The organism is Microbacterium wangyouchuni, from assembly GCF_054072595.1.
Window position 1 is genome coordinate 373459 of the sequence record NZ_JBSVRM010000002.1, and the last position, 24436, is coordinate 397894.

24 protein-coding genes are annotated in these 24436 nt (G+C 65.4%); 15 read left to right on the forward strand and 9 right to left on the reverse strand.

Features of this window, described 5'->3' with window-relative positions:
• Positions 1–43 precede the first annotated feature (43 nt).
• On the reverse strand, positions 44–292 hold the full coding sequence (locus ACW5CM_RS04475) for a WhiB family transcriptional regulator (RefSeq protein ID WP_438253564.1): 249 nt from the start codon (positions 290–292) through the stop codon (positions 44–46).
• Positions 293–500: 208 nt separating this feature from the next.
• On the opposite strand from ACW5CM_RS04475, the gene ACW5CM_RS04480 reads away from it, so the two are divergent.
• The gene (locus tag ACW5CM_RS04480; RefSeq protein WP_439254835.1) at positions 501–908 is read left to right on the forward strand and encodes a hypothetical protein; all 408 of its coding nucleotides are present in this window, start codon (positions 501–503) and stop codon (positions 906–908) included.
• 6 nt (positions 909–914) lie between these two features.
• Here the strand turns inward: ACW5CM_RS04480 and bcp are convergent, their stop codons facing one another.
• From bcp to aroA, 3 genes are read right to left on the reverse strand one after another with little or no spacing between them, the layout of a single operon-like run.
• Positions 915–1391 (reverse strand): thioredoxin-dependent thiol peroxidase, encoded by a 477-nt coding sequence (bcp, locus tag ACW5CM_RS04485; RefSeq protein WP_457124288.1) that lies wholly within the window; start codon positions 1389–1391, stop codon positions 915–917.
• 10 nt (positions 1392–1401) lie between these two features.
• Positions 1402–2484, reverse strand: a complete 1083-nt coding sequence (rsgA, locus tag ACW5CM_RS04490) for a ribosome small subunit-dependent GTPase A (RefSeq protein WP_457124289.1) — start codon at positions 2482–2484, stop codon at positions 1402–1404.
• Entirely contained in the window at positions 2481–3806 is a 1326-nt protein-coding gene (gene aroA / locus ACW5CM_RS04495; protein WP_457124290.1) for a 3-phosphoshikimate 1-carboxyvinyltransferase, read from the reverse strand. Before aroA ends, rsgA begins: the two co-directional genes overlap by 4 nt.
• A gap of 48 nt (positions 3807–3854) precedes the next feature.
• Between aroA and ACW5CM_RS04500 the strand changes: the two genes are divergently transcribed.
• Genes ACW5CM_RS04500 through ACW5CM_RS04510 form a run of 3 tightly spaced genes read left to right on the forward strand, consistent with a single transcriptional unit; the run spans position 3855 to position 6088 of the window.
• Positions 3855–4517: a sigma-70 family RNA polymerase sigma factor gene (locus tag ACW5CM_RS04500; protein WP_438253569.1), complete on the forward strand. Its 663-nt coding sequence runs from the start codon at positions 3855–3857 to the stop codon at positions 4515–4517.
• The gene (locus tag ACW5CM_RS04505; RefSeq protein WP_438253570.1) at positions 4514–4759 is read left to right on the forward strand and encodes a zf-HC2 domain-containing protein; all 246 of its coding nucleotides are present in this window, start codon (positions 4514–4516) and stop codon (positions 4757–4759) included. The genes ACW5CM_RS04500 and ACW5CM_RS04505 overlap by 4 nt, the downstream gene beginning before the upstream one ends.
• A 36-nt stretch (positions 4760–4795) precedes the next feature.
• Positions 4796–6088: a GNAT family N-acetyltransferase gene (locus ACW5CM_RS04510; protein ID WP_457124291.1), complete on the forward strand. Its 1293-nt coding sequence runs from the start codon at positions 4796–4798 to the stop codon at positions 6086–6088.
• Between the two features lie 87 nt (positions 6089–6175).
• Here ACW5CM_RS04510 and ACW5CM_RS04515 read toward each other — a convergent pair whose 3' ends face one another.
• Entirely contained in the window at positions 6176–9868 is a 3693-nt protein-coding gene (locus ACW5CM_RS04515) for a multifunctional oxoglutarate decarboxylase/oxoglutarate dehydrogenase thiamine pyrophosphate-binding subunit/dihydrolipoyllysine-residue succinyltransferase subunit (RefSeq protein WP_439254832.1), read from the reverse strand.
• A gap of 155 nt (positions 9869–10023) precedes the next feature.
• Between ACW5CM_RS04515 and guaB1 the strand changes: the two genes are divergently transcribed.
• The 3 genes from guaB1 (at position 10024) to ACW5CM_RS04530 (ending at position 13950) form a co-directional block, all read left to right on the forward strand.
• Entirely contained in the window at positions 10024–11478 is a 1455-nt protein-coding gene (gene guaB1 / locus ACW5CM_RS04520; RefSeq protein WP_438253573.1) for a GMP reductase, read from the forward strand.
• Positions 11479–11572: 94 nt separating this feature from the next.
• Positions 11573–12892, forward strand: coding sequence for a hemolysin family protein (locus tag ACW5CM_RS04525; RefSeq protein ID WP_457124292.1), 1320 nt, complete (start codon positions 11573–11575; stop codon positions 12890–12892).
• Positions 12889–13950 (forward strand): hemolysin family protein, encoded by a 1062-nt coding sequence (locus ACW5CM_RS04530; RefSeq protein WP_457124293.1) that lies wholly within the window; start codon positions 12889–12891, stop codon positions 13948–13950. Before ACW5CM_RS04525 ends, ACW5CM_RS04530 begins: the two co-directional genes overlap by 4 nt.
• Positions 13951–13986: 36 nt before the next feature.
• Here the strand turns inward: ACW5CM_RS04530 and ACW5CM_RS04535 are convergent, their stop codons facing one another.
• The gene (locus ACW5CM_RS04535; RefSeq protein ID WP_457124294.1) at positions 13987–15054 is read right to left on the reverse strand and encodes an NADH:flavin oxidoreductase/NADH oxidase; all 1068 of its coding nucleotides are present in this window, start codon (positions 15052–15054) and stop codon (positions 13987–13989) included.
• A gap of 51 nt (positions 15055–15105) precedes the next feature.
• Between ACW5CM_RS04535 and ACW5CM_RS04540 the strand changes: the two genes are divergently transcribed.
• Genes ACW5CM_RS04540 through ACW5CM_RS04560 form a run of 5 tightly spaced genes read left to right on the forward strand, consistent with a single transcriptional unit; the run spans position 15106 to position 18785 of the window.
• Positions 15106–15936 carry an ADP-dependent NAD(P)H-hydrate dehydratase gene (locus ACW5CM_RS04540; RefSeq protein WP_457124295.1) on the forward strand — a complete coding sequence of 277 codons (831 nt, stop codon included), beginning with the start codon at positions 15106–15108 and terminating at the stop codon, positions 15934–15936.
• A complete protein-coding gene (locus ACW5CM_RS04545; RefSeq protein WP_457124296.1) occupies positions 15933–17156 on the forward strand; it encodes a hypothetical protein in 1224 nt (407 codons plus the stop codon). The genes ACW5CM_RS04540 and ACW5CM_RS04545 overlap by 4 nt, the downstream gene beginning before the upstream one ends.
• Positions 17157–17171: 15 nt before the next feature.
• Positions 17172–17504 carry a thiamine-binding protein gene (locus ACW5CM_RS04550; RefSeq protein WP_438253710.1) on the forward strand — a complete coding sequence of 111 codons (333 nt, stop codon included), beginning with the start codon at positions 17172–17174 and terminating at the stop codon, positions 17502–17504.
• 5 nt (positions 17505–17509) lie between these two features.
• A complete protein-coding gene (locus tag ACW5CM_RS04555; protein WP_457124297.1) occupies positions 17510–18124 on the forward strand; it encodes a class I SAM-dependent methyltransferase in 615 nt (204 codons plus the stop codon).
• Positions 18125–18161: 37 nt separating this feature from the next.
• Positions 18162–18785: an NUDIX hydrolase gene (locus ACW5CM_RS04560; protein WP_457124298.1), complete on the forward strand. Its 624-nt coding sequence runs from the start codon at positions 18162–18164 to the stop codon at positions 18783–18785.
• Position 18786: 1 nt separating this feature from the next.
• Here ACW5CM_RS04560 and metX read toward each other — a convergent pair whose 3' ends face one another.
• Together metX and ACW5CM_RS04570 are read right to left on the reverse strand one after the other, a co-directional pair.
• Positions 18787–19995, reverse strand: a complete 1209-nt coding sequence (metX, locus tag ACW5CM_RS04565; protein WP_457124299.1) for a homoserine O-acetyltransferase MetX — start codon at positions 19993–19995, stop codon at positions 18787–18789.
• 160 nt (positions 19996–20155) lie between these two features.
• Positions 20156–21478 (reverse strand): bifunctional o-acetylhomoserine/o-acetylserine sulfhydrylase, encoded by a 1323-nt coding sequence (locus tag ACW5CM_RS04570; RefSeq protein WP_438253582.1) that lies wholly within the window; start codon positions 21476–21478, stop codon positions 20156–20158.
• A 137-nt stretch (positions 21479–21615) separates the two neighbouring features.
• Between ACW5CM_RS04570 and ACW5CM_RS04575 the strand changes: the two genes are divergently transcribed.
• From ACW5CM_RS04575 to ACW5CM_RS04585, 3 genes are read left to right on the forward strand one after another with little or no spacing between them, the layout of a single operon-like run.
• Complete coding sequence (locus ACW5CM_RS04575; protein ID WP_438253583.1) at positions 21616–22404, forward strand: SDR family oxidoreductase; 789 nt, start codon at positions 21616–21618, stop codon at positions 22402–22404.
• Positions 22405–22410: 6 nt separating this feature from the next.
• Positions 22411–23103, forward strand: coding sequence for a uracil-DNA glycosylase (locus tag ACW5CM_RS04580; protein ID WP_439254825.1), 693 nt, complete (start codon positions 22411–22413; stop codon positions 23101–23103).
• A gap of 4 nt (positions 23104–23107) precedes the next feature.
• A complete protein-coding gene (locus tag ACW5CM_RS04585) occupies positions 23108–23719 on the forward strand; it encodes a GNAT family N-acetyltransferase (protein ID WP_438253585.1) in 612 nt (203 codons plus the stop codon).
• Here the strand turns inward: ACW5CM_RS04585 and ACW5CM_RS04590 are convergent.
• On the reverse strand, positions 23679–24434 hold the full coding sequence (locus ACW5CM_RS04590) for an ABC transporter ATP-binding protein (RefSeq protein ID WP_438253711.1): 756 nt from the start codon (positions 24432–24434) through the stop codon (positions 23679–23681). The genes ACW5CM_RS04585 and ACW5CM_RS04590 overlap by 41 nt on opposite strands.
• Positions 24435–24436 lie beyond the last annotated feature (2 nt).

Below are 24436 nucleotides of genomic sequence, written 5' to 3' on the forward strand. Positions count from 1 at the left end.
GCCCTCCGGAAGGAGGGCCTTTTTCGTAAAGGTGTGAACGCGGTCAGGAGGCGCGACGCGCACGAGCGGCGCGGCGCTTGAGCGCACGGCGCTCGTCCTCGGAAAGGCCACCCCACACACCGGAGTCCTGACTCGTCTCCAGCGCGTACTGCAGGCAGACCTCGGTGACGGTGCAGGTGGCGCAGACCGCCTTGGCCTTCTCGATCTGGTCGACCGCAGGCCCGGTGTTCCCCACGGGGAAGAACAGCTCGGGATCGACGGTCAGGCAGGCGGATTTGTCGCGCCAGTCCATTAGGGCTCCTTGGTGTGGATTCTCAGTGAGTGATCGCGGTACGAACGCTCAGTTCGGGCGACGATATCGGGTGTCGTCGCTCAGTTGTAGTGCGAGCATCTGCTCGCCCCACGCCGCTGTGGGAGCACATGACTGTTAACATTGTGTTACAGCTCGGGCGCGAAATCAAGGATTTTCTGCCTACAAATCTGATTTCTCAGGAGACATTGTGCGTGCACCCCGCCTTGCGATGGCAGCAGCTGCGGTTTTGGCCCTCGAAGGCGCCGCCGTAACGGTGTTTGCGATCATCGAACTTTTCCAGTTGGGGGCGGGCGAAGCGGCGTCGCTGATCACAGCCATCGCACTGATCGTGCTGACCCTGATCGGTGCTGCGGCGCTCTTCGCCTTCGCCTGGGGGACGCGGGTCGGCCACATGTGGGCGCGGTCCGGGGGAGTGGTGCTGCAGCTGCTCGCCATCGCGCTGGTGCTCGCGACTCTCACTGTGCCGCCGATCGCCTGGACGTTCGTCCTGGGCGTGGGTATCCCGAGCGTCGTGTGCTTCGTCCTCCTGCTCGCGAGCACGAGGAAAGAGGCCGTCCGCCCGCCCGACTCCACCGAGGACCCGGTCGCCGACTGAGGCGGGTCAGGCGTCCAGGCCGAGCGTCTTGCGCAGCCGTGCAACATGCCCGGTCGCCTTGACGTTGTACTGTGCGTGGGTGATCGTGCCGTTCTCATCCAGAACGAAGGTCGAACGGATGACGCCCTCGACGACCTTGCCGTAGTTCATCTTCTCGCCCCACACGCCGTAGGCGGAGTGCACGGCGTGATCGGGGTCGCTGAGCAGCGTGAAGGGGAGAGCATCGCGCTCACGGAATGCAGCGAGCTTGCTCGGCTCATCCCGAGAAATGCCGATCACGCGGTAGCCGGCACCCTGCAGCGACGTGATGCTGTCGCGGAAGTCGCACGCCTGCGTCGTGCATCCCGGTGTCATCGCCGCCGGGTAGAAGTACAGAATCGTCTTCTGGCCCTGAAGGTCAGCGAGGGTCACAGTGGACCCGTCCTGATCCTGAAGCGAGAAGTCGGGAGCAGCGGTACCGGGTTCGAGGCGCAGATTCGTCACGTGCACCAGCCTATCGACCCGAGGACGAACCCGGGTTCGCTTCGGCCTTGTCGGCGAAGGTCTGCAGCAGGCGCTGCAGGGAGTCCAGCCGCCCGAGTTCGGCCGGGTTCAGCTCACCCTGCTCCGCTGCTTCGATGAGCGCACAGTCCGGAGCATCCGGCAGGTGGGTGCATCCGCGGGGACAGCGCTGGGCGACGTACGCGAGCTCCGTGAACGAGGCAAGCACATTCGCCGGGTCGATGTGACCGAGACCGAAAGAACGAACCCCGGGAGTATCAATCACCCATCCGGAGCCGGCCGCGCCCTCGTATCGCAGCGAGACGGTCGACGAGGAGGTGTGACGCCCGCGCCCGGTGACCTGATTGACGTGCCCGGTAGCCCGGTCTGCCGTAGGGACGAGAGCGTTCACCAGGGTTGACTTGCCGACGCCGGAGTGGCCGACGAAAACAGTGGAGTGGCCGATCAGTGCCGCACCGATCTCCTCGAGCGGCATCTGGTCGTTCGCGCTGGTGAACACCTGCAGGTCGAGTCCGTCGAAATACGACAGGAATGCGCTCGGATCGGCGAGATCGGTCTTCGTCACGACCAGCAGCGGGCGGATGCCGGCATCCAAAGCGGCGACCAGGTAACGATCGACCAGGCGTGCGCGTGGTTCGGGATCGGCGGCTGCGACCACGATCAGCATCTGATCGGCGTTGGCCACGATGACGCGCTCGACGAGATCGCTGTCATCGGCGCTGCGACGAAGCAACGATGTGCGATCGACGATGCTGACAATGCGTGCGAGCGTGCCTTCGGTCCCGGAGGTATCGCCCACGACACGGGCCCGGTCTCCGGTGACGATGGGAGTGCGGCGGAGCTCGCGTGCCCGCGTACTGGTGATCACCCGTTCGTCGGTGGTGTCCTCATCCAGCATGACGCTGTAGCGGCCGCGATCGACTCCGAGCACCCTGCCGACCTGCGCATCCTCGTGCGCTGGCCGGCGCTTGGTGCGTGGACGATTGGCTTTCGGATTAGGGCGCTGACGGATGCTGGTCTCGTCGAAGTCCTCGAAGTCGTCTTCGAGGTCATCGTCTGGGTCGAGCCAACTCACGCGGCGGTGCCTCCCAGCATCCGCTCCCACAGCTGGGTGAACTCCGGCAGAGTCTTGGCCGTGGTGCCGATGTCATCGATGATGACGCCAGGCACGCGCAGTCCGACCAGCGCGCCGGTTGTCGCCATACGGTGATCGTGGTGCGCGCCCCAGTGGCCGCCGGTCAGCGGACGCGGGATGATGCGCAGCCCATCGGGAAGTTCCTCGACCTCGCCGCCGAGGGCCGTGAGGTTCTTGATCAGCGCGGCAATGCGATCGGTCTCATGCATCCGCGTATGCCCGATACCGCGGATGGTCGTGGGCGCATCGGCGAAGGCCGCGAGCCCGACGATCGTGGGCGACAGTTCACTGGCAGCGGAGAGGTCCAGATCGAGGCCACGGATGCTGTCACCGGCGCGTACGGTCATCGCGCCGCCGTGACGGCCGACGTGGGCGCCCATGGCCTGCAGGATCTCCGGCAGCAGCGCGCCCGGCTGGGTGGAATGCAGCGGCCATCCCGTGATCGTCACCTCGCCACCGGTGACCATCGCCGCTGCCAGGAATGGTGCGGCGTTGGACAGATCAGGCTCGATCGCGATCTCCTTGGCGCGCGGGATGCCCGCCTCCACCAGCCACTCGCCGGTCGCCGGTCTTTCGATGCGGATGCCGCGGCGGCTGAGCGACTCGATCGTCATGTCGATGTGCGGCAGGCTCGGCAGGTGCTCACCGGTGTGGACGAGGTGCAATCCGACGTCGAAGCGGGGGGCGGCCAGCAGGAGCCCTGAGACGAACTGGCTGGATGCCGAGGCATCCACTTCCAGGCGACCGCCGCGAATGCGGCCATGGCCGCGAACGGTGAACGGCAGGGACCACGTGCCCTCGTCATCAATGTCGACGCCCAAATCGCGCAGCGCGGTGATCATGGCACCCATCGGACGGTGAAGCGCGGTTTCATGCGCGGTGATGCGGACATCCTCAGTGGCAAGGCCCGCAAGCGGTGCGATGAAACGCATGACGGTGCCGGCCTGCCCGCAGTCGATCTCGGCTCCGCCGGTGAGCGGCGCGGGAGTGATCTCCAGGTCAGGACCGAATTCACCGGCCCCTTCGACCTCTTCGATACCTACTCCGAGTGCTCGCAGCGCATCGACCATCCGGCGCGAGTCATCGGAATGCAGCGGGCCGACCAGGCGGCCGGGGCCATCGGCGAGAGCGGCAATGATCAGCTCGCGGTTGGTCAGTGACTTCGACCCGGGAATGGTCAGCGTCGAGTTCACAGCGCCAGATGCATCGGGCGCGGTGTAGGCGCCCCTGGCGGGGGAAGGGGAATACCGTGTGTCAGTCATCGGTTCCACCTTAGTGAATGGTACGCAAACCGCCGAGAAGGAGTGACTATGGTCGCAACGCTGGAGAGTGGGCTGGAGGTGCTCGTCGGCCTAGACTGGCCCGTGATGGATGACACGGCACCCGCAGACACACTCGGCGACGCTCGGCGTGAGTTCGAGGAACAGGCGATTCCCTTCATGGATCAGCTGTATGCGGCGGCGATGCGTATGACGCGCAATCCCGCCGATGCGGCAGACCTTGTGCAGGAGACGTTCGTCAAGGCCTTCGCGTCCTGGGCGTCGTTCACACAGGGAACGAACCTCAAGGCGTGGTTGTACCGCATCCTCACGAACACGTACATCAACATCTACCGCAAGCGTCAGCGCGAGCCCTATCAGGGCACGATCGACGAGTTGGAAGACTGGCAGATGGGCGGAGCAGAGTCGACGACGGCGACGCACAGCCGCTCGGCTGAGGCAGAAGCCATCGATCGGATGCCCGCGTCTGTCGTGAAGGATGCCCTGCAGGAAGTACCGGAAGACTTCCGGTTGGCGGTCTACTTGGCAGATGTCGAGGGATTCGCCTACCAGGAGATCGCCGACATCATGAAAACCCCCATCGGCACCGTGATGAGTCGTCTGCACCGTGGCAGACGGATGTTGCGCGAGTTGCTGTCGGATTATGCCGCGGAGCGAGGAATCGCCGCGGCCGCTACAAGGAGCAAGAAATGAGCGATTGCGGCTGCACCAAAGCCCGTCAGGACTTGGAGGAGTACCTCCGCAACGAAGTGTGCAAGACCGAGCACGCCGAGATCCGCGAGCACATCGAGAACTGTGCGTCCTGCCAGGGTGAGGCGCTTGTCGCCAGCACTCTGACCGAGGTCGTGGCTCGCGCGTGCAAGGAGACGGCTCCGGAAGAGCTGCGTGACCAGGTGCTGGCCAAGCTACGCGCTGCCCAGGCCGCCGCGCACTGACCGACGCTGTCGGTGGTCTGCCTTTAGGGTGGAAGGATGACCGACGCACGAAATGTCCCCGTCGACCCCTCTTCTTTTGATCGGCTTGCCGTTCAACGATTGACCTATCGAATTATCGACACCGCATCGGCTGCCGATAGCGAAGCCTTCGTGCGCGCCGACGCTCGGGGGTTCCTCGACAAGGATCCGGCAGCAGATGTCGTCGAGGCCGATGGCGCCGCGATCGCTGACCGTCGCAACATCGGCGTGTTCGAGGCGGATGCACCGGTGGGTGCGTGGCCGGTTGCGACAATCAACTCCTGGACCACACCGCTGACGGTTCCCGGCGGCGAGATCGAGATGTGGGCGATCAGTTCGGTGACCGTGGCCGGTACGCACCGGCGCCGCGGCATCGCCCGGGCCCTGCTGGAGGGCGAGCTTCGCGCAGCGGCATCCGCCGGCATCGCCATCGCCGGCCTCACGGTCTCGGAAGCGACGATCTACGGCCGCTACGGTTTCGCATCCGCGGTTCCGGTTGCGCGGGTCACCGTCGACACCAGACGAGCCGGGTGGGCCGGGGGGACGCCGTCCGGCGCCCTGGAGTACGTCGATAAAGAGACGTTGAAGAAGAGCTTTGCCGCGCTGCACGAGGTGGAGCGCACCCAGCGAGCCGGGCAGGTCGCCGGGTGGGATCGCCGTTGGGACCGCGTTGCAGGCCTTGCAGCCGGTCACCCCGCCCCGGCGGCCGTGCGTGGAGTGCGCTATCTCGATGAGACCGGTGCTGTGCGCGGTGTGATGGCGTACAAGGTCGAAGAGATCCCCGGGCAGTTCCGCTCTGAGATGTCGATCTACCAGATCTCCACGGTTACACCCGATGCGCTTCGCGCCCTCTGGGGCTTCGCTCTGCAGCACGATCTCGTGAACAAGATCTCTGTCGACCTCCGGCCCACCGATGATCCGCTGCCGTGGCTGGTTGCCGATCAGCGCGGTGTCGACATTGCGGTGCACGATCACGGCTGGTTGCGCATTCTGGATGTTCCGGCCGCACTCACCGCTCGCACCTACCGCGCGCCGCTGGATATCGTGCTGCGCGTGGACGACACGCTCGGCTTCGCTTCGGGATGCTGGCGGTTGGCCATCGAAGACGGCCACGCGCTGCTTACCCCAGTCGAGGGCGGAGAAGCGGATGTCACCCTTGATGTCTCGACGCTCTCCGCGCTGTACGTCGGTGGCGTCAGCGCCGCGCAGTTGCGGGCTGCTGGCCGGATGGATGTCACGGCTGAGGTTGCTGCATCCATCGACGACGCTTTCCGAGCCGCTGAAGCGCCGGTACTGAGTATCTGGTACTGAGTACCTGATACTGAGCACGAACCCCGTAGCGCTGCAGGATCTGCGGCGCTACGGGGTTCGTGCGATCAAGTCATGATCAGGCCATGATCAGTCCATCGTGAGGGCACGCTTGAGCAGATCTGCCTGCTCGACGGCGTGCACCTTGGAGGAGCCACTCGCCGGAGAAGCGGATGCCGTGCGTGCAACGGTCCGGAACTGCCGGTCACCGGGAACATCGGCGAAGGCGAGAGCGAGGAACGGCCATGCGCCCTGGTTCTCCGGCTCCTCCTGAACCCAGACGAGCTCCGCGTTCGGGTACGAGTCGGTGATTGCCTTTAGCGCATCGATCGGCGTCGGGTACAGCTGCTCCAGCCGCACCAGCGCGATCTCCGGGTTCGGGTTCTTCTCCAGCTCGCTGCGCAGATCCCAGTGCACCTTGCCGGAGTGTACGAGCACACGCTTGACGGCCGCGGGGTCTACACCGCGATTGTCGTCGATCACGGGCTGGAAACGACCCTGGGTGAAGTCCTCGACGCTGCTGGTCGCACCGCGCAGACGCAGCATGGCCTTCGGCGTGAAGACGATGAGCGGCTTGCGCGGACGAGCGTACGCCTGACGGCGCAGCAGGTGGAAGTACGAAGCCGGCGTCGACGGACGGGCAACGATCATGTTCTCCTGAGCGCACAGCTGCAGGAAACGCTCGATGCGTGCCGAGGAGTGATCCGGGCCCTGGCCCTCGTACCCGTGCGGCAGCAGGAGCGTGACGCCGGACTGCTGGCCCCACTTCTGCTCGGCTGAGGAGATGTACTCGTCGATGACGGCCTGGGCGGTGTTCGCGAAGTCACCGAACTGCGCTTCCCAGAGCACGAGAGCTTCTGGAGCCTCAACCGAGTACCCGTACTCGTAGCCCAGCGCCGCGTACTCGCTCAGCAGCGAGTCATAGACGAAGAATCGCCCCTGGCTCTCCGAGATGTTCGACAGCGGCAGCCATTCCTGCCCGTTGGCGCGGTCGTGCATGACTGCGTGGCGCTGCACGAACGTGCCACGGCGCGAGTCCTGGCCGGCCAGGCGCACCGGGGTACCCTCAGCCAGCAGCGACCCGAATGCGAGCAGTTCGCCGAAGCCCCAGTCGATGTTGCCGCTGCGCGTCATCTCGACGCGCTTGTCGAGCAGCTGCTGGATCTTCGGGTGAACGGTGAAGCCCTCTGGCTTGTTCGCGAATGCTTCCGCGATCAGCGAGACGATCTCTGGCGAGATGCCGGTGACCTCGGGCTCGCCGACGACCTCGTTCGAGGACGTGAGTTCCGGAGCGATCGGCGTTGCGCCGGTCTCCGCAGCGTGCGTCTCAGCGAACGCGACCTCCAGACGGCCTTGGAAGTCGTCCTTCGCCTGCTCGTACTCTTCTTGGGTGATGTCACCGCGACCGACGAGCGCCTCGGTGTAGAGCTTGCGAACCGAACGCTTCGCCTGGATGAGGTCGGTCATCAGGGGCTGCGTCATCGACGGGTCATCGCCCTCGTTGTGACCGCGGCGGCGGTAGCAGACGAGATCGATGACGACGTCGCTGTGGAAGCGCTCACGGTACTCGAACGCGAGCTGAGCAACGCGGATGACCGACTCGGGGTCATCGCCGTTGACATGGAAGATCGGCGCCTGGATGGTCTTGGCGACGTCGGTCGCGTAGACCGAGGTGCGGGCATCCGTCGGCGTCGTGGTGAAACCGACCTGGTTGTTGACGACCACGTGGATCGTGCCCCCGGTGCGGTAACCGCGCAGCTGCGACATCTGCATCGTCTCGACGACGACGCCCTGCCCGGAGAACGCGGCATCACCGTGCACCAGGATCGGCAGCCAGGAGAACGTGCCGATGGGCTTGCGGTCCTGCTTCGCGCGGACGATGCCCTCGAGCACGCCGTCGACAGTCTCGAGGTGCGAGGGGTTCGCTGCGAGGTAGATGGGCAGCTCGGAGTTGTCGTCCGAGACGAATGTGCCCTCGGTGCCGAGGTGGTACTTCACATCGCCAGAGCCGCGCTGGTTGCCCGGAGTCTGGATGCCTTCGAACTCGCGGAACACATGACCGTAGGTCTTGCCGGCGATGTTGGTGAGCACGTTCAGTCGGCCGCGGTGTGCCATACCGATCGCCGCACCGTCGAGGGAAGCCGCGGCTGCGCCCTGGAGGATCTCATCCAGCAGGGGGATCAGCGATTCGCCGCCCTCGAGGGAGAAGCGCTTCTGGCCGACGAACTTCGTCTGCAGGAAGGTCTCGAACGCTTCAGCCTCGTTGAGCTTGCGCAAGACCCGCAGCTGCTCGGCGTGGCCGGGCTTCTGGTACTTGACCTCGAGCTTCTCCTGGAACCAGCGGCGCTGCTCCGGATCCTGAATGTGCATGTACTCGATGCCGAGCGTGCGGCAGTACGAGTCGCGAAGAACGCCCAGGATGTCGCGCAGCTTCATGACGCGCTTACCGCCGAAACCGCCGGTGACAAACTCGCGGTCCAGATCCCAGAACGTCAGGCCGTGGCTTTCGATCTCGAGGTCGGGGTGCGAACGCTGCACGTACTCGAGTGGGTCGATGTCGGCCATCAGGTGACCGCGGACGCGGTACGAATTGATGAGCTCCTGCACCCGCGACTGCTTGTCGACGCGCTCAGCGAGGTCAACGGCGATATCGGGGTTCCAACGGATCGGCGCGTACGGAATGCGCAGCGCAGCGAAGATGTCGTCGTAGAAGCCGCGCTGACCGATCAGCAGCTCGTGCGCCTTCTTCAGGAACTCGCCAGACCCGGCACCCTGGATGACACGGTGGTCGTAGGTGCTGGTGAGCGTGATGGTCTTGCCGATGCCGAGCTCGGACAGTGTCTTGGCGCTCGCGCCCTGGAACTCTGCCGGGTAGTCCAAAGCGCCGGCGCCGATGATGCAGCCCTGGCCCTTCATCAGACGCGGCACGGAGTGCACGGTGCCGATGCCGCCCGGGTTCGTGAGCGAGACCGTGGTGCCGGCAAAGTCGCCGGCGGTCAGCTTGTTGTTTCGAGCGCGGGTGACGAGGTCTTCGTAGGCCGCGAGGTATTCGGTGAACGTCAGCGTGTCTGAGCGCTTGATGCTCGGCACCATCAGTGCACGGGTGCCGTCAGGCTTGGGAATGTCGATCGCGATGCCGAGGTTGACATGCGCGGGAGCGACCACAGAGGGCTTGCCGTCGATCTCGGCGTAGAAGACGTTCTGGCTTGGGAACTCCTTCAACGTCTGGATCAGCGCCCAGCCGATGAGGTGGGTGAAGCTGACCTTGCCGCCGCGCGAGCGCGACATGTGGTTGTTGATGACGATGCGGTTGTCGATCAGCAGCTTCGCCGGGATCGTGCGCACACTGGTCGCTGTCGGAACGGTGAGCGACTGGTCCATGTTCGCCGCGAGGGTCTTGGACATGCCGCGAAGCGGAGTGGCCTTGTCCTCGTCGGCCGATTCCTCGGCAGCGGCCTTGGCCGTTGGCTTGGGAGCCTGGGCAGGGATCGGTGCCGGCGCTGCGGGCTTCGCCGTGGTGCGCGCCACCGGCTGCAGACCGATCACGGGGATCGGTGCAGTCACGGGGTGCTCGGCTGCGGCTGCGGACGTGCTCGAAGGCGTCGTCGAAGCGGGCGGAGCCGCCGCGCTGGCGGGCTTGTAGTTCTCCAGGATCGGCCACCACTCCTTGTCGACGGAGTTGCGATCAACTTTGAACTGTTCGTAGAGTTCGTCGACGAGCCACGAATTGGCTCCGAAATCTCCGTCGTCTGAACCCCCGACGCCGGCCACCTGGTTCGCCACGCGTTATCGCCCTCTTTCATCGCTGAAGCTGTGTCTCATGCTCGAGTCCGAAACGTCCGGAACGATGCATCGCGTGTACTAGCCTAACGTGTTCTGGCATGTGAATACGCGCGTAGACTCGCCCGTTTCGCTGCTTGGAAAGATACCGTGGGGGTATGAAGTTCGTCAGCGAGCAGCCTCAGGTCGATCTCACATACTCAGATGTCTTTCTGGTGCCGCGGCACTCGGACATCACCAGCCGGCTTTCCGTGGATCTCTCACCGCACGACGGCACGCCTGCGACGTTGCCGCTGGTCGCCTCGAACATGAACTCCGTGACCGGTCCCCGGCTGGCTGCGGTGCTTGCGCGGCGCGGTGGTCTGGGCATCCTTCCGCAGGACATGCCGTTGCAGGATCTGGACGCTGCGATCCGCAACGTCAAGGCGCAGCCGGTGGCATGGGACAGCCCGCTCGTGCTCCCACCTTCAGCCACGGCCGCTGATGCGCTGCGCCTGGTGCCGCCTGCTGTCGGGCACGGCATCGTCGTCGCCGAAAGGGGCGCGACCGTGGAAACATCCGCGATCCGCGGCATCCTGCCAGCCACCCGGCTGGCAACCGCCCTGCCCGATGCGCAGTTGGGCGATCTTGTGCACACCGGCACGCCTGCTCTGGATGCTGAGGACATCACGGATGCGCGTTCAGCATTCGACGTCATCACCGAAACGGGCGCGGAGGTGGTCGCGGTCGTCGATCATGGCCGCTTGGTCGGAACGCTCAGCGCGCGCAGCGCCCTGAGATCAACGCTGTATGCGCCAGCCGTCGACGCGGACGGTCGACTCGCTGTCGGTGCCGCCGTCGGGATCAACGGCGACGTCGCCGCAAAGGCGACAGCGCTGGCAGAAGCGGGCGTCGACGTGCTCGTCCTCGACACTGCGCACGGGCACCAGGACGGGATGCTGCGTGCGCTTCGCACCGTCGCCGCGCTGAATCTCGGTATCCCGATCGTGGCCGGCAACATCGTCACCGCCGACGGGGTGCACGATCTCGTCGACGCCGGGGCATCCATTCTGAAAGTCGGCGTCGGTCCCGGCGCGATGTGCACCACGCGGATGATGACCGCGGTGGGACGACCACAATTCTCGGCCGTGCTCGAAACCGCAGAGGCTGCGCGCTCCCACGGAGCACACGTCTGGGCAGACGGGGGAGTGCGCTATCCGCGCGACGTCGCGCTGGCACTGGCGGCGGGAGCCGCATCCGTGATGATCGGCTCCTGGTTCGCCGGAACGATCGAGGCTCCCGGTGAGCTGCTTGCTGACGCCGAGGGGCGCATCTACAAGGAGTCGTGGGGGATGGCATCCACGAAAGCGGTGCAAGCGCGGTTCGGCCGGCTCGACGCCTACGAGCGCGCACGCAAGGAGTTGTTCGCAGAGGGGATCTCCTCCTCGAAGATCTACCTCGACCCGCTGCGCCCGGGTGTGGAGGATCTGCTCGACATGATCACCTCCGGGGTGCGTTCGTCGTTCACCTACGCGGGAGCGGCGTCTGTGCCGGAGTTTCACGAACGCGCGCTGGTCGGCAGGCAATCGGCTGCGGGCTACGAGGAGGGCAAGGCGCTGCCGGTCAGCTGGTAGAAGTTCGGTAGAATCTAAGCATCATGGACGACCCTCCCAGTTGTAGTATTGTGCCCCACTGCCCGTTGCCTTCCTCTGAGGAGGGAAGCAGCTGATGGACTACGTCATGCTGGGCGTGGGGCTCCTACTCACAGTAGGAACAGGTTTATTCGTTGCGAGTGAGTTCGCCCTCGTCAACCTTGATCGTGCAGAGCTAGAAGCTCGTCAGGCCCGCGGCGAAAGCCGGCTGGCGCTGACGATCTCCGCTCTCAAACACACGTCGACTCATCTTTCGTCGGCGCAGCTGGGCATCACGCTGACGACTCTGTTGACCGGTTACACGATGGAGCCAGCGCTTTCCAATCTGCTCGGCCCGGTGCTGATCACCTGGGGCATCGCCGAAGGTGCTGTCCGTCCTATCGCCACCGTCGTTGCGATAGTGGTCGCCACTGTGCTGTCGATGATTCTCGGCGAGCTCGTTCCGAAGAACTTCGCCCTCGCGCTGCCTCGTCAGACAGCCAAACTGGTCATCCCATTCCAGACCGGTTTCACCGCGGTGTTCAAACCGGCGATCGTGATGCTCAACAACAGCGCCAACGGGGTGCTGCGCAGCATGGGCATTGAGCCGAAAGAAGAGCTGTCCGGCGCACGAAGCGCTGAAGAGCTCTCCTCACTGGTGCGCCGTTCGGCGCTTGCCGGTGTGCTGGAGGCGGACACCGCCAGCCTGCTCGATCGCAGTCTGACCTTCGCCCGGCTCTCCGCGGGCGATGTCATGACTCCGCGTCCCAGCATGCACGCGATCTTCTCCGGAGATTCGGCCGAAGACGTCATTCAATTGGCCCGACGCACCGGCCTGAGCCGGTTCCCGGTGTATTCGGACGACCTCGACGACATCACCGGCGTCGTGCATCTGAAAGCGGCGGTTTCGGTGCCGCGGGAGCGTCGCGTGGACGTTCCGGTGGGCGCGCTGTCCACGGATCCGTTGCGAGTACCGGAGACGCTGCACCTCGATGTGCTGGTGTCCGAGTTGCGTGCCAAGGGCTACCAGATGGCCATCGTCGTTGACGAGTACGGCGGAACCGCCGGAATCGTCACTCTGGAGGATCTGATCGAGGAGATCGTCGGAGAGGTTTCAGACGAACACGACCGCACCCGTGCCGGCGTCGTTCGCAGCAGCGACTCGATCGCGTTTCCGGGGGAGCTGCGTCCTGATGAGCTGCGCAGCAGCACAGGAGTCCAGGTTCCCGAGGGAGATGTCTACGACACCGTCGGCGGCTACATGATGAGTGTTCTCGAGCGCGTTCCCGTGATCGGAGATGAGGTCTCGTTGGACTCTGGTGTGCTGCAGGTGATCCGGATGGACGGTCGCCGCGTCGATCGCATCCGGTACACGCCCGTGCCGGTTGACGCCACGGCCGAGGGGGTGACCCGATGAACGACTGGGCAGGAATCGTCTGGCTCGTCGTACTTCTCATCGCGAACGCCTTTTTCGTCGGCGCAGAGTTCGCCGTGATCTCGGCACGTCGCTCGCAGATCGAGCCCCGCGCTGAGCAGGGGTCGCGGGCGGCTAAGACTGCGCTGTTTGCCATGGAGCATGCAACGCTCATGCTCGCCACGTCCCAACTCGGCATCACGATCTGCTCATTGCTGATCCTGAACGTCTCAGAGCCCGCGATCCACCATCTGCTCGGTGTGCCGATGCACGCTCTCGGGTGGCCGGATGCGGTTGTAGACATCGTCGGCTTCGCGATCGCACTGCTGCTGGTCTCGTACCTGCACGTGGTGTTCGGCGAAATGGTGCCGAAGAACCTGGCGTTCTCGGTACCTGATCGTGCGGTGCTCATCCTCGCCCCACCGCTGGTATGGGTGTCGAAGGTGTTCATGCCGGTGATCTGGGTTCTGAACACGACCGCCAATGGCGTGTTGCGGCTGTTCAAGGTCGAGCCGAAGAACGAAGCGGCGTCGACCTTCACGATCGACGAGGTGGCCACGATCGTCACCCAGTCGCGTCGGGAGGGACTGCTTTCAGATACCTCTGGTGCTGTCGCCAAGGCCGTGGAGTTCACCGATAAGAAGGCACGTGATGTCGCCGTCTCGCTCGGTGATCTGGTCACGCTGCCGCAGACCACGACACCGGATGACATTGAGCGTGCCGTCGCCCGATACGGATTCTCCCGCTACGTGATCGTGGATGAGCAGCAGGTGCCGGTCGGTTATGTGCACCTCAAGGACATCCTGCGTGCCTCGGAAGGAGCGGACGCCGCCACGATGACGGTGGCACCGATCCCGACCAAGCGCATCCATCACATGGTGCCGGTGCAGGAAGACACCGACCTGGAAGACGTGCTTGCACTCATGCGCCGTGCCGGCCGGCACCTCGCGAAGGTGCGCAACTCCCAGGGTGAGACGACGGCGGTGCTGTTCCTGGAGGACATCCTCGAAGAGCTCATCGGCGAGGTCCAGGACGCGACTCGACGGGTGCACGGGCGCTGATGCGCCCGTGCCCCTCGGGGCGCGTGTCCCCGCAGGTCAGCGCCAGCGTGCGCGGAGGTACTGGGACGGCCACGTGACCGGTGCTGCGAGTTCGTGTGCGGCCCGCAGGCCGAAGTGCGGATCCCGTAGCCATTCCCGACCGGCGAAGACGGCATCAGCCGCGCCATCGGCAAGCACCTGCTCGGCCTGCTGCCCCGTGGTGATGAGTCCGACAGCGCTCGTCCGGACCGCACCGCTCTGGCGAAGCGTCGCGGCAAGCGGCACCTGATAGCCAGGATGCACATCGATCTGCTGGTGCGCCACGAGTCCGCCGCTGGAGACGTCGATGAGATCGGCTCCGTGCTCGAGCAACCACGTGCTCACTGCGGTCGCTTCCGCGGGGAGGAAGCCGCCATCGGCGTGGTCGGTGGCTGAGATGCGGACGAAGAGCGGCACATCGTTGCCGGCCTCTTCGCGCACAGCATCAACCACGCGCAGGAGCAGCCGTGCCCGGTTTTCGAGCGAGCCGCCGTATTCGTCGGTGCGCAGATTCGACAGCGGGGAGAGGAACTGGTGCAGCAGATACCCGTGCGCGCCGTGAACCTCCAGTACGTCGAACCCGGCATCCAGTGCGCGTCGGGCAGCGGCGCGGAAGCTGTCAACAAGACTCTCGATGCCCGCGGCATCCATCGCGGCCGGCTCATCGAAGCCGGCGAAGGCGACGACCGACGGCGCGACCGTCTGCCAGCCGCCGTCAGCATGCGCGACTGATCCCTGCGTCTCGGCCCACGGCCACCACGTGGACGCTTTGCGGCCGGCGTGGGCGAGTTGGATTCCGGCGAGTCCACCACGCGCATGAATCGCCGCAACGATCGGCGCCCACGCATCACGCTGCGCATCGTTCCACAGCCCGGCATCGCGCGGGGAGATGCGGCCCTCGGGAACGACAGCGGATGCCTCGGCGACGATGAGCCCGGCGCCACCGCTGGCGAACTGGGTGAGGTGGGTGTGATGCCATTCCTGCACCACGCCGTCGATTGCGCTGTACATACACATCGGGGAGACCCAGAGGCGGTTCGGGAAGGTGACAGAACGGATGCTGAGAGGGGAAAAGAGAAGACTCACCCTTCGACCGTAGTGCCGTCTCAACCGGGCAGGCGCGCTAGCGTGGAAGCTATGGTCGATATGCGCGAGTGGTCCCGGGCTGACACCGCGCACCTGCTGCGGGTGCCCGGCGCTGGCGACGACAAGTACTCTCGGGGCGTTGTCGCTGTTCGGACGGGGACGGATGCCTATCCGGGCGCTGCCGTGCTGGGTGTTGAGGCAGCGTGGCGTGCAGGTGCGGGATTCGTTCGATTCGTCGGGACGGGGCGCGCAGCGGACGCTGTCATCGCCCGCCGACCGGAGACAGTGGCGGCACCGGACATCGGACGCACCCGAGTGGATGCCTGGGTGATCGGGTCCGGCACCGACGCTGCGACGCGTATTCCTGCGGAGACCGAGGCGCTGCACGAGATCCTGGCGGGTCAGGCACCCGTCGTCGTTGATGCAGGCGCGCTGGATCTGGTTCGTGGAGCTGCTGCGCCCGTACTCGTGACTCCGCACGCGGGGGAATTCGCTCGGTTGTGCGAGCAGCTCCAACTGACTGAATCCGGGGATCGTGCGGCGGATGCGGCCGCAGTCGCCGAAGCGCTGGGATGCACCGTGCTGGTGAAGGGATCCACAACGCTCGTGGCGGCAGCCGGCGACGCTGTCATCGCGGTGGCGTCCGCACCGGGCTGGTTGGCCACGGCCGGCGCCGGTGACGTGCTTGCCGGCGCGCTCGGCGCGCTCCTGGCCAGCAAGCCGGCGGCTCCGATCGCTGAGCTCGCCGCTGCCGGAGCATGGTTGCACGGATATGCGGCACGCATAGCATCCGGGGCGCTTGATGGTCAGACCGGGCACCCGATCGTCGCGCTCGATGTGGCAGAGGCTCTTCCCGTTGCCATCGGGGACCTGCTCTCGTGAGGTTGCGGACACTGTTGCTGTGGGGCACGTTCCTCGCCGTGCATGTTCTCGTCGCCTGGCAGGGGTGGGTGTTTCCGAGCCAGCCGATGGGCGACGTCGTCATCGTGTATCAGCCGTGGTCCCAGGCGGCACTCAGCGGTGGGCCCGTGGTCGGGATCACCGAGTCGTGGGTATACCCGCAACCGGCGCTGCTGCCCATGCTGCTCACACAGATGCTCGCGTGGCCGCTGACCGGGGTGGTCGGGGCGGTGGATGCATATCTGATCGGCTGGGCGGTGTTGGTGACAGCTCTGGATGCGGTCGCCTTCGGCCTTCTCGTCGGGCGCACCGGTTCCGCACGGCGGCGCTCAGCGGGATGGTTTTGGACGGGAGCGCTGGCGCTGTTCGGCCCGATCGCCATGTACCGCATCGATGCGGTGACGGTGCCGCTGGCTGTCGTGGGCGGGCTGTGGCTCGTGCGTCGCCCCGGCGCGGCCGCGATCGTGCTCACATTCGCCGCCTGGATCAAGATTTGGCCGGGGGCTCTTGTGCTCGCGGCGGTCGCGGCATCGAAGAATCGGATGCGTATCCTCCTCACCGCAGCAGCGACCACGGCAGCGATCATCGTCGTGCTGTTCCTCCTCGGTGCTGACCAGCATCTGTTCGGTTTTCTGACCGAGCAGACCGGACGCGGCCTGCAGATCGAAGCGGTCGCCGCGACACCGTTCATGTGGATGGCGCATTTCGGCGCAGCATCCGTTGATTACAGCTTCGACATTCTGACGTTCCAGATCGGCGCACCGGGCGTCGAGTTCATCGCCTGGATGCTGACCCCGCTGATGGTGCTGGCGCTGGCCGTCGTCATCGGGATCGGGGCAGTCAAAGCGATGCGCGGGGCGTCGTTTCCTCGGCTGTTCCCGCCGCTCGCTCTGGCCGCGGTACTTGTGCTGATCGTGACGAACAAAGTCGGTTCGCCCCAGTTCCAGACATGGCTGATTGTTCCGGTGATCATGTGGATCATCTTCGATCGCACCCGCTCGGGCGTGCCGGCCGGCATCGTACTCGGCCTGGCTGCGCTGACCTGCCTGGTCTATCCGCTGACCTACGACGGATTATTGCGCACCCAGCTGCTACCGGTGTTGCTGCTGACCGTTCGCAACGTGTTGGTGGTCGTCCTGCTGGTGCTTGCGGTTCGGGCACTCGTGCGCGTTCCTGTTCGCCCTATTTCCCACCGATCCTGATCTGAGAGGTACATGATGCTTGTTGCATTCTCCGTTGCTCCTTCTGGCACCGGCCGCGAAGACGGTTCCGTCCATGACGCGGTCGCAGCAGCCGTGAAGGTTGTTCGTGAATCGGGGCTCGCGCACCGAACCACCAGCATGTTCACCGAGATTGAAGGCCCCGACTGGGACACGGTGATGGACGTCGTCAAGCGGGCGACCGAAGCGGTGGAGCCGTTCGGCTCACGCATATCGTTGGTTCTGAAAGCCGACATCCGTGCAGGATATGAGGGCGAGATCGACGGCAAGATCGAGCGGCTCGAGAAGGCGGTCGATGAAATCTCCTCCGCGCGCGACAGCACGCCGTAGGGTTGATGGCTGTCGAGAAGGTCCGGAGCAGCTATGGGGCCCGAGCGGATGAGTACACCGAGTACCTCGGCTCCGTCGAGGCGATGGCCGCCGAGGACCGCCGGGTCATTTCCGAGTGGGCTGCAACGATCAGAGGCCGTGCTCTCGACGCGGGGAGCGGGCCCGGCCACTGGACGGCATTTCTCCGCGACCACGGTGTCGAGGTCGAAGGGCTTGACCTCGTGCCCGAATTCGTCGGGCGCGCGGCAGCCCGGTTCCCGGACCTGCTCTTCCGCGTCGGTGACCTGGAGTCGCTGCCTGTGGAGGACGGCTCTCTGGGCGGAATCCTGAGCTGGTACTCCCTCATCCATACCGAGCCCGAGCGCGTTCCCTCGATCATCGGAGAGTTCGCGCGCTGCCTCCACCCAGGCGGCACGCTGCTGCTCGGCTTCTTCGAGGGCCCTCGGATCGAGCCCTTCGACCATGCAATAGTGACCGCCTACTTCTGGCCGGTCGATGCCCTGAAGAAGGAACTCGCGCGCGCCGGGTTCGAGATCCTCGCTACCCACGCTCGCACGGATCAGGGTAGCCGTCCGCACGGCGCGATACTGTCCCGGCTGGAAACGGTGAGGCGACCGTAATCCTCGGGGCGAACGCCGTGACGCGTAGGGTGATCCCATGGATACGATGCCGGTCGGTGGGACAGCGATACTGCTGCGCGATTCACCCGGCGGGCTGGAGACTCTGCTGATTCGCCGACCCGACCACGGCTCGTTCGCCGGCGGCTGGGTCTTCCCCGGCGGGGTGGTCGAAGAGCTCGACCGCGCTGACGCTGGTGAGGAGCAGCAGATCGCCGCGGTCGCAGCGATTCGCGAATGTGTAGAAGAAGTGGGGCTTCGGCCAGCCCGCCTGGTCACGCTGTCGTGCTGGATACCACCGGCCGAAGCACCAAAACGCATACGCACCTGGTTCTTCCTCGCGCCCGCGCCCGCGGGAGAGCTCGTCCTTGCGCCCGACGAAGTAGAGGAATCGCGCTGGCTGACACCCCCTGAAGCGCTGCGGCTGCACGCCGAGGGCCGGCTGCGCCTGTTCCCGCCGACGTGGGTGACACTGCATGAGTTGGCGTCGAGCGAGAGCGTTGCGGCGGCGTTGGCGCAAGCATCCGCACCTTCGCTCTACGCCACGCACATCATCGACGGCGGAGTCTTCGTCTGGGGCGGCGATGCAGTACACCCCGAGGGCGGCACCGGCCGCCATCGGCTGGAGACCGCAGCTCTGCCGTGGAGCTACCTGCGCGACTGACTCACGCCGCGAGCAACCGGCGCAGGTGGGCGCCGACCTCATCGGTCTCGATGAGGAAACCGTCGTGCCCGAAGTCGCTGGCCAGCACGACCGCTTCGTTGCCGTCGAGGGTGTTCGGGATGCTGCGCGCGATGCGATGCTGCCCGTCGACCGGGAACAGCCTGTCCGTGTCGATGCCGAGGACAAGTGTGGTCGCGGTGACCGTGTGCAGGGCCTCCTCAACACCGCCACGGTCGCGTCCGACATCATGCGAGTTCATCGCCTCGACCACGGTGATATAGCTGTTGGCATCGAAACGGCGAGTGAACTTGTTTCCGTGGAAGTCGATATAGCTCTCCACGGCGAAGCGGCCGCCGCTGCCTAGCGGCGACACCCCGGACTGCCACGAGCGTTGGAAGCGCTGGTTCAACTCGATCGGGCTGCGATAGTTCAGTAGCGCCATCCGGCGGGCCAACGCGAGACCGCGGTGCGGGCCGTCCCCGTCGCTGAGATCGTAGTACTCGCCGCCCTGGAATCGAGGATCGATGCGGATCGCCTCGATCTGCACAGAGTTCAGAGCGATCTGGTCGGCCGTGGTCGTCGGGGGAGAGGACAGCACCGCGAGACGCTCAACGCGCTCGGGATGTGTGACAGCCCATTCCAGTGCGTGCATGCCGCCCATCGAACCGCCGATCACGGCCGCCCAGCTGTCGATTCCCAGCTGATCCGCCAGCAGCACTTGAGCTTCGACCTGATCACGGATCGTGAGGTAGGGAAAGCGCGAGGCCCACTCATAACCGTTCGGGGCGACGCTTGCGGGGCCGGTGGAACCCTGGCATCCGCCGAGCATGTTCGGCGCGATGACGCACCAGCGATCGGTGTCTAGCGGCGCACCGGGTCCGACGATGTCTTCCCACCAGCCGGCCGTCGGATGCCCGGCGCCGGCTTCACCGCGCAGGTGGCTGTCACCGGTGAGCGCATGCAGCACAAGAATGGCGTTGGTGCGAGTGTCGTTCAGCTCGCCCCACGACTCATAGGCCACGCGGATGCTGGGCAACTCCTGCCCGCTCTCGGTGCGGAATGGTCCGAATGCCACGAACTTGCGGTCTCCGACCGGGTCGCCGTCGCGCCACGCTCCGGTGACAGGGGGTCGCGCTCGCAGCAGACGAGCATCCGCCGCCGTCACCCGTGCCGAGGGCACGGTGTCTTCGGAGGTGCTCTGCCAGTCCATGCCTCCATTGTCGCCTGCTCAGGGGGCATCCGGGCGCACGTTACGCGTCTGGTCCGCCCCGGCGTGTGCCATCTGCTCGGTGAAGAGGAAGAACCCGGGTCAGCGGTTGCACCGACCCGGGTTCTTCTTCCAGTACCGCTCAGCGCGGGCTGTGGACGCCTTAGGCGCGAGCAGCCTCCGACACACGGCGCGCGGCAGCGAGTGCCTGGTCGAGGTCAGCCTTGAGGTCGTCGATGTTCTCGAGTCCTACCGACAGGCGCACCAGGCCCGGCGTGACGCCGGCAGTGAGCTGCTGCTCAGGCGAGAGCTGCGAGTGCGTGGTGGATGCCGGGTGGATGACGAGTGAGCGCACGTCGCCGATGTTAGCGAGGTGGCTGAACAGCGACAGGCTGTTGACGAACTCACGACCTGCCTCGACGCCGCCCTTGAGCTCGAACGACAGCACAGCGCCGACGCCCTTGGGGAGGTACTCGTTGGCCTTGGCGTACCACGGCGACGCGGGCAGGCCCGAGTAGTTCACCGAGGCGATGTCCTCGCGGCTGTCGAGCCACTCGGCGATCTCCTGCGCGTTCTGCACGTGGCGCTCGATGCGCAGTGAGAGAGTCTCGATGCCCTGGATGAGGTTCCACGCGCTCTGCGGGGAGATGGCCGATCCGAGGTCACGAAGCAGCTGCACGCGAGCCTTGATGATGTACGCGAGCGAGTCACCGACGGCGGTGGTGTAGCTGGCGCCGTGGTACGAGGGGTCTGGCTCGCTCAAGCCCGGGAACTTCTCAACGTTCTTAGACCATTCGAAGGTGCCGCCATCGATGATGGCGCCGCCGATGGTGGTGCCATGGCCGCCGAGGAACTTCGTCACCGAGTGGACGACGATGTCAGCGCCATGCTCGAACGGACGCAGCAGGTACGGCGTCGCGATCGTGTTGTCGACGATCAGCGGGACGCCGTCCGCGTGAGCGATATCTGCGATGGTGCGGATGTCGAGCACATTGATGCGCGGGTTTCCGATGGTCTCCGCGAACAGCAGCTTGGTGTTCGGGCGGATGGCCTGTCGCCACTCTTCGGCGTCGTCCTGGTTCTCGACGAACGTGACGTCGATGCCGAGCTTGGCGAGGGTGTACTTGAAAAGGTTGTACGTGCCGCCGTAGATCGAGCTGGAAGAGACGATGTGATCGCCGGCCTGCGCGATGTTCAGCACAGCGAACGTCGATGCCGCCTGGCCGCTGGAGAGGACGAGAGCACCGGTGCCGCCTTCGAGGGCGGCGAGGCGCTGCTCGAGCACGTCCTGGGTGGGGTTCTGAATGCGCGTGTAGATGTTGCCGAACTCAGCGAGCGCGAACAGATTCGCAGCGTGGTCCGCATTGTCGAAGACGTACGACGTGGTCTGGTAGATCGGTGTGGCACGTGCCTTCGTGACCGGGTCGGGTGCGGCGCCCGAGTGGATCTGCTTGGTCTCGAAACGCCAGGTTTCAGCTGCGGACATGAGGTTCTCCCTGGATCGGATAGAGGTCAGGACGGCGGATGCCGCTTCATGAAGAGTACGTAACGCCGTGCTGCGCAACAACGCGCCGGAAATGTTACGTAACATGCGCCGCGGCGGAAAAGCCGTACGGTTGATGCATGGTGATCAGGCGTGCAGTCGTGACAGGTGCAAGTTCAGGGATCGGCGAGGCGACCGTGCGAGAGCTCCGCTCCCGTGGTTGGGACGTCATTGGCGTCGCCAGACGCCAGGATCGCTTGCAGCAGCTGGTCGAGGAGACCGGGGCTTCGGCGATCGCGTGCGATCTGACCGACGCGGATGCGGTGGCCGACCTCATCGCCGAGTTGGATGCTTCCGGGCCCGTGCACGCGCTCGTACAGGTTGCTGGCGGCGCCCGCGGAACCGATCGCGTCGAAGACGGCAACAGCGATGACTGGCAGTGGATGTTCGACGTCAACGTGCTCGCGACCCAGCGGCTGGTGGCCGGGATGCTGCCGCTGTTGCGGCGTGCTGCGGTATCCGACGGTCATGGCGACCTGATCTTCGTCACCTCCACAGCAGCACAGACGGCGTACCCCGGCGGATCCGGCTACAACGCAGCGAAAGCCGCGCAGTCGATGATCGTCAAGGTGCTGCGTCAGGAACTCAACGGCGAGCCGTTGCGCGTCGTCGAGGTTGCCCCGGGCATGGTGCACACCGAAGAGTTCACCCTCAACCGCCTGCGCGGAGATCGACTCGGCGCGGAGTCGGTGTACTCCGGTGTGGATGCTCCGCTCACTGCCCACGACGTCGCCGACGTCATCGGCTACGCCCTCGACGCTCCGGGCCACGTGAACCTCGATCTGATCACGATGCGTCCGGTCGCGCAGTCCGCACAGCACCTGCTCGCCCGTGGAACATTGCGCGTGCGCACCGAATCCGAGGACTGACCGCGGGTGTTGCACCGCTCGCTGATCGATCCCGGCTGGGCCGCGGCTCTCGCCCCGGAGGCGGATGCGATCGCCGCGATGGAGCAACGACTGCAGTCCGAGCCCTACCTTCCTGCGCCCGAGCACATTCTGCGAGCGTTCCAGCGGCCGCTGGACGATGTGCGCGTGCTCATCGTCGGGCAGGATCCATACCCGACCCCAGGGCATCCCATCGGGCTCTCCTTCGCCGCCGATCGCCATGTGCGTCCGCTGCCGCGGAGCCTGGTGAACATCTATCGTGAGCTGCACGATGATCTCGGCATCCAGCCGGCGGTGCATGGTGACCTGAGTGCCTGGAGCGACCAGGGTGTGCTGCTGCTGAACCGTGTGCTCACGGTTCGCCCGGGAGAGCCGGGCTCTCATCGCGGTTGGGGCTGGGAGGAGATCACCGAGCTGGCAATTCGGGCACTGGTGGCCCGCGGCCGGCCGCTGGTTGCGATCCTGTGGGGCAAGGATGCTGCGCGGCTCGAGCCGATGCTGGGTGAGACGCCGATCATCGAGTCCGCGCATCCTTCACCGCTGTCAGCGCGAAGAGGATTCTTCGGCTCGAGACCGTTCTCCCGCGCCAACGATCTTCTGCAGCAGCAGGGGGCGGCTCCGGTCGATTGGAATGTCGCGAGTGCCGATGATTCCGGTGACCTGCAACCAGCACTATTCTGACGGAATGCAGTTCGAACCCGGTGACCGGCGTCGACGTTTACCGCGGCATCTGCAGGCGATGCCACCCGAGGCGGAGACGTTCGCGTACACGATCCGCGCCGTCAGGATCAGCGATCTGCCGGACATTCGGGCCATCTACAACCACTACGTCGAAAACTCCGTGGTGACCTTCGATGAGAAGCCCACCACACACCGGTTCTGGCGTGAGAAGTTCTCGATGCTCCAGCGGCTCAAACTGCCGTTCATCGTTGCGGTCACGGCGACGAATCAGGTGATCGGCTACGCGCTTGTGCAGCCGTGGGCGGCGAAATCCGCGTATCGGTACACGGTGGAGAGTTCCATTTATCTGGGGCCGGCCGCGGGGGGAAAAGGGTTGGGCACGGCGCTGCTGGAACAGCTGATCGACGCGTGCGAGCAGATCCGACTGCGCGAGATCGTGGCGGTGATCAGCGACAGCGGAGCGGATGCATCGATCCGATTGCACAGGAAGCTCGGTTTTATCGAGTCCGGGCGCATGAGCGGCCTCGGGTTCAAATTCGGTCGCTCGTTGGGGACGGTCTACCTACAGAAGTCGCTCACGCCGAAGCAGAGTCACCGCGGGCGGCTGCGGGAATGACCGGGATCGCCGCGAGCAGTCTCTGGGTATAGGCCTGCTGCGGATTCAGCAGGACGTCGGTTGTCGTGCCGCGCTCCACGATGTGCCCGTCCTTCATCACGGCGACCGTGTCGCAGAGGTTCTGCACCATACCGATATCGTGCGAGACGACGATGAGGGTCAACTCCTCGGTGCGCAGGAGCTGCTCGAACAGTTCCAGCACCTGGGCGCGCACGGTGACGTCCAGGGCAGACATCGGCTCATCGCCGACGAGGATGCGGGGACGGTGGACGATGGCTCGTGCGATGGCGACCCGCTGCCGCTGACCACCGGAGAACTCGTGCGGGTAGCGGTCAGCCATCTCGGGCTCGAGTCCGACCTGCGTGAGAACTTCACGAACGCGGGAGCGTCGATCGCCGGCAATGCCCAGTGCCCACAGCGGCTCAGCGATGATCTGCCCGGCGTTCATCCGGGGATCCAACGATGCGTAGGGGTCTTGGAAGACGAGTCCGCTCTGACGACGCAGCCAGTGCAACGAACGGGCGGAGCCGCTGGCATCCACGCTCTTGCCGTCGATGGTGACCGAGCCGCTCGTCGGGCGATCGAGTCCCAGCAGAAGCCGCACCAGCGTCGACTTTCCAGAACCGGACTCGCCGATGAGGCCGATGGATTCACCCGCCTCGATGTTTAGATCTGTGGGATGCAACGCTGTCTGCGTCTGCGCGCGTTCGAACATCG

Coding starts and splice junctions, on each gene's coding strand:
- ACW5CM_RS04590 (WP_438253711.1), bottom strand. CDS start 24,434: ATGTTCGAACGCGCGCAGACGCAGACAGCGTTGCATCCCACAGATCTA.
- ACW5CM_RS04570 (WP_438253582.1), bottom strand. CDS start 21,478: ATGTCCGCAGCTGAAACCTGGCGTTTCGAGACCAAGCAGATCCACTCG.
- ACW5CM_RS04550 (WP_438253710.1), top strand. CDS start 17,172: ATGCTTGTTGCATTCTCCGTTGCTCCTTCTGGCACCGGCCGCGAAGAC.
- ACW5CM_RS04540 (WP_457124295.1), top strand. CDS start 15,106: ATGGTCGATATGCGCGAGTGGTCCCGGGCTGACACCGCGCACCTGCTG.
- ACW5CM_RS04525 (WP_457124292.1), top strand. CDS start 11,573: ATGGACTACGTCATGCTGGGCGTGGGGCTCCTACTCACAGTAGGAACA.
- guaB1 (WP_438253573.1), top strand. CDS start 10,024: ATGAAGTTCGTCAGCGAGCAGCCTCAGGTCGATCTCACATACTCAGAT.
- ACW5CM_RS04475 (WP_438253564.1), bottom strand. CDS start 292: ATGGACTGGCGCGACAAATCCGCCTGCCTGACCGTCGATCCCGAGCTG.
- ACW5CM_RS04500 (WP_438253569.1), top strand. CDS start 3,855: ATGGTCGCAACGCTGGAGAGTGGGCTGGAGGTGCTCGTCGGCCTAGAC.
- ACW5CM_RS04505 (WP_438253570.1), top strand. CDS start 4,514: ATGAGCGATTGCGGCTGCACCAAAGCCCGTCAGGACTTGGAGGAGTAC.
- ACW5CM_RS04530 (WP_457124293.1), top strand. CDS start 12,889: ATGAACGACTGGGCAGGAATCGTCTGGCTCGTCGTACTTCTCATCGCG.
- ACW5CM_RS04560 (WP_457124298.1), top strand. CDS start 18,162: ATGGATACGATGCCGGTCGGTGGGACAGCGATACTGCTGCGCGATTCA.
- ACW5CM_RS04510 (WP_457124291.1), top strand. CDS start 4,796: ATGACCGACGCACGAAATGTCCCCGTCGACCCCTCTTCTTTTGATCGG.
- ACW5CM_RS04555 (WP_457124297.1), top strand. CDS start 17,510: ATGGCTGTCGAGAAGGTCCGGAGCAGCTATGGGGCCCGAGCGGATGAG.
- ACW5CM_RS04575 (WP_438253583.1), top strand. CDS start 21,616: ATGGTGATCAGGCGTGCAGTCGTGACAGGTGCAAGTTCAGGGATCGGC.
- ACW5CM_RS04585 (WP_438253585.1), top strand. CDS start 23,108: ATGCAGTTCGAACCCGGTGACCGGCGTCGACGTTTACCGCGGCATCTG.
- metX (WP_457124299.1), bottom strand. CDS start 19,995: ATGGACTGGCAGAGCACCTCCGAAGACACCGTGCCCTCGGCACGGGTG.
- aroA (WP_457124290.1), bottom strand. CDS start 3,806: ATGACTGACACACGGTATTCCCCTTCCCCCGCCAGGGGCGCCTACACC.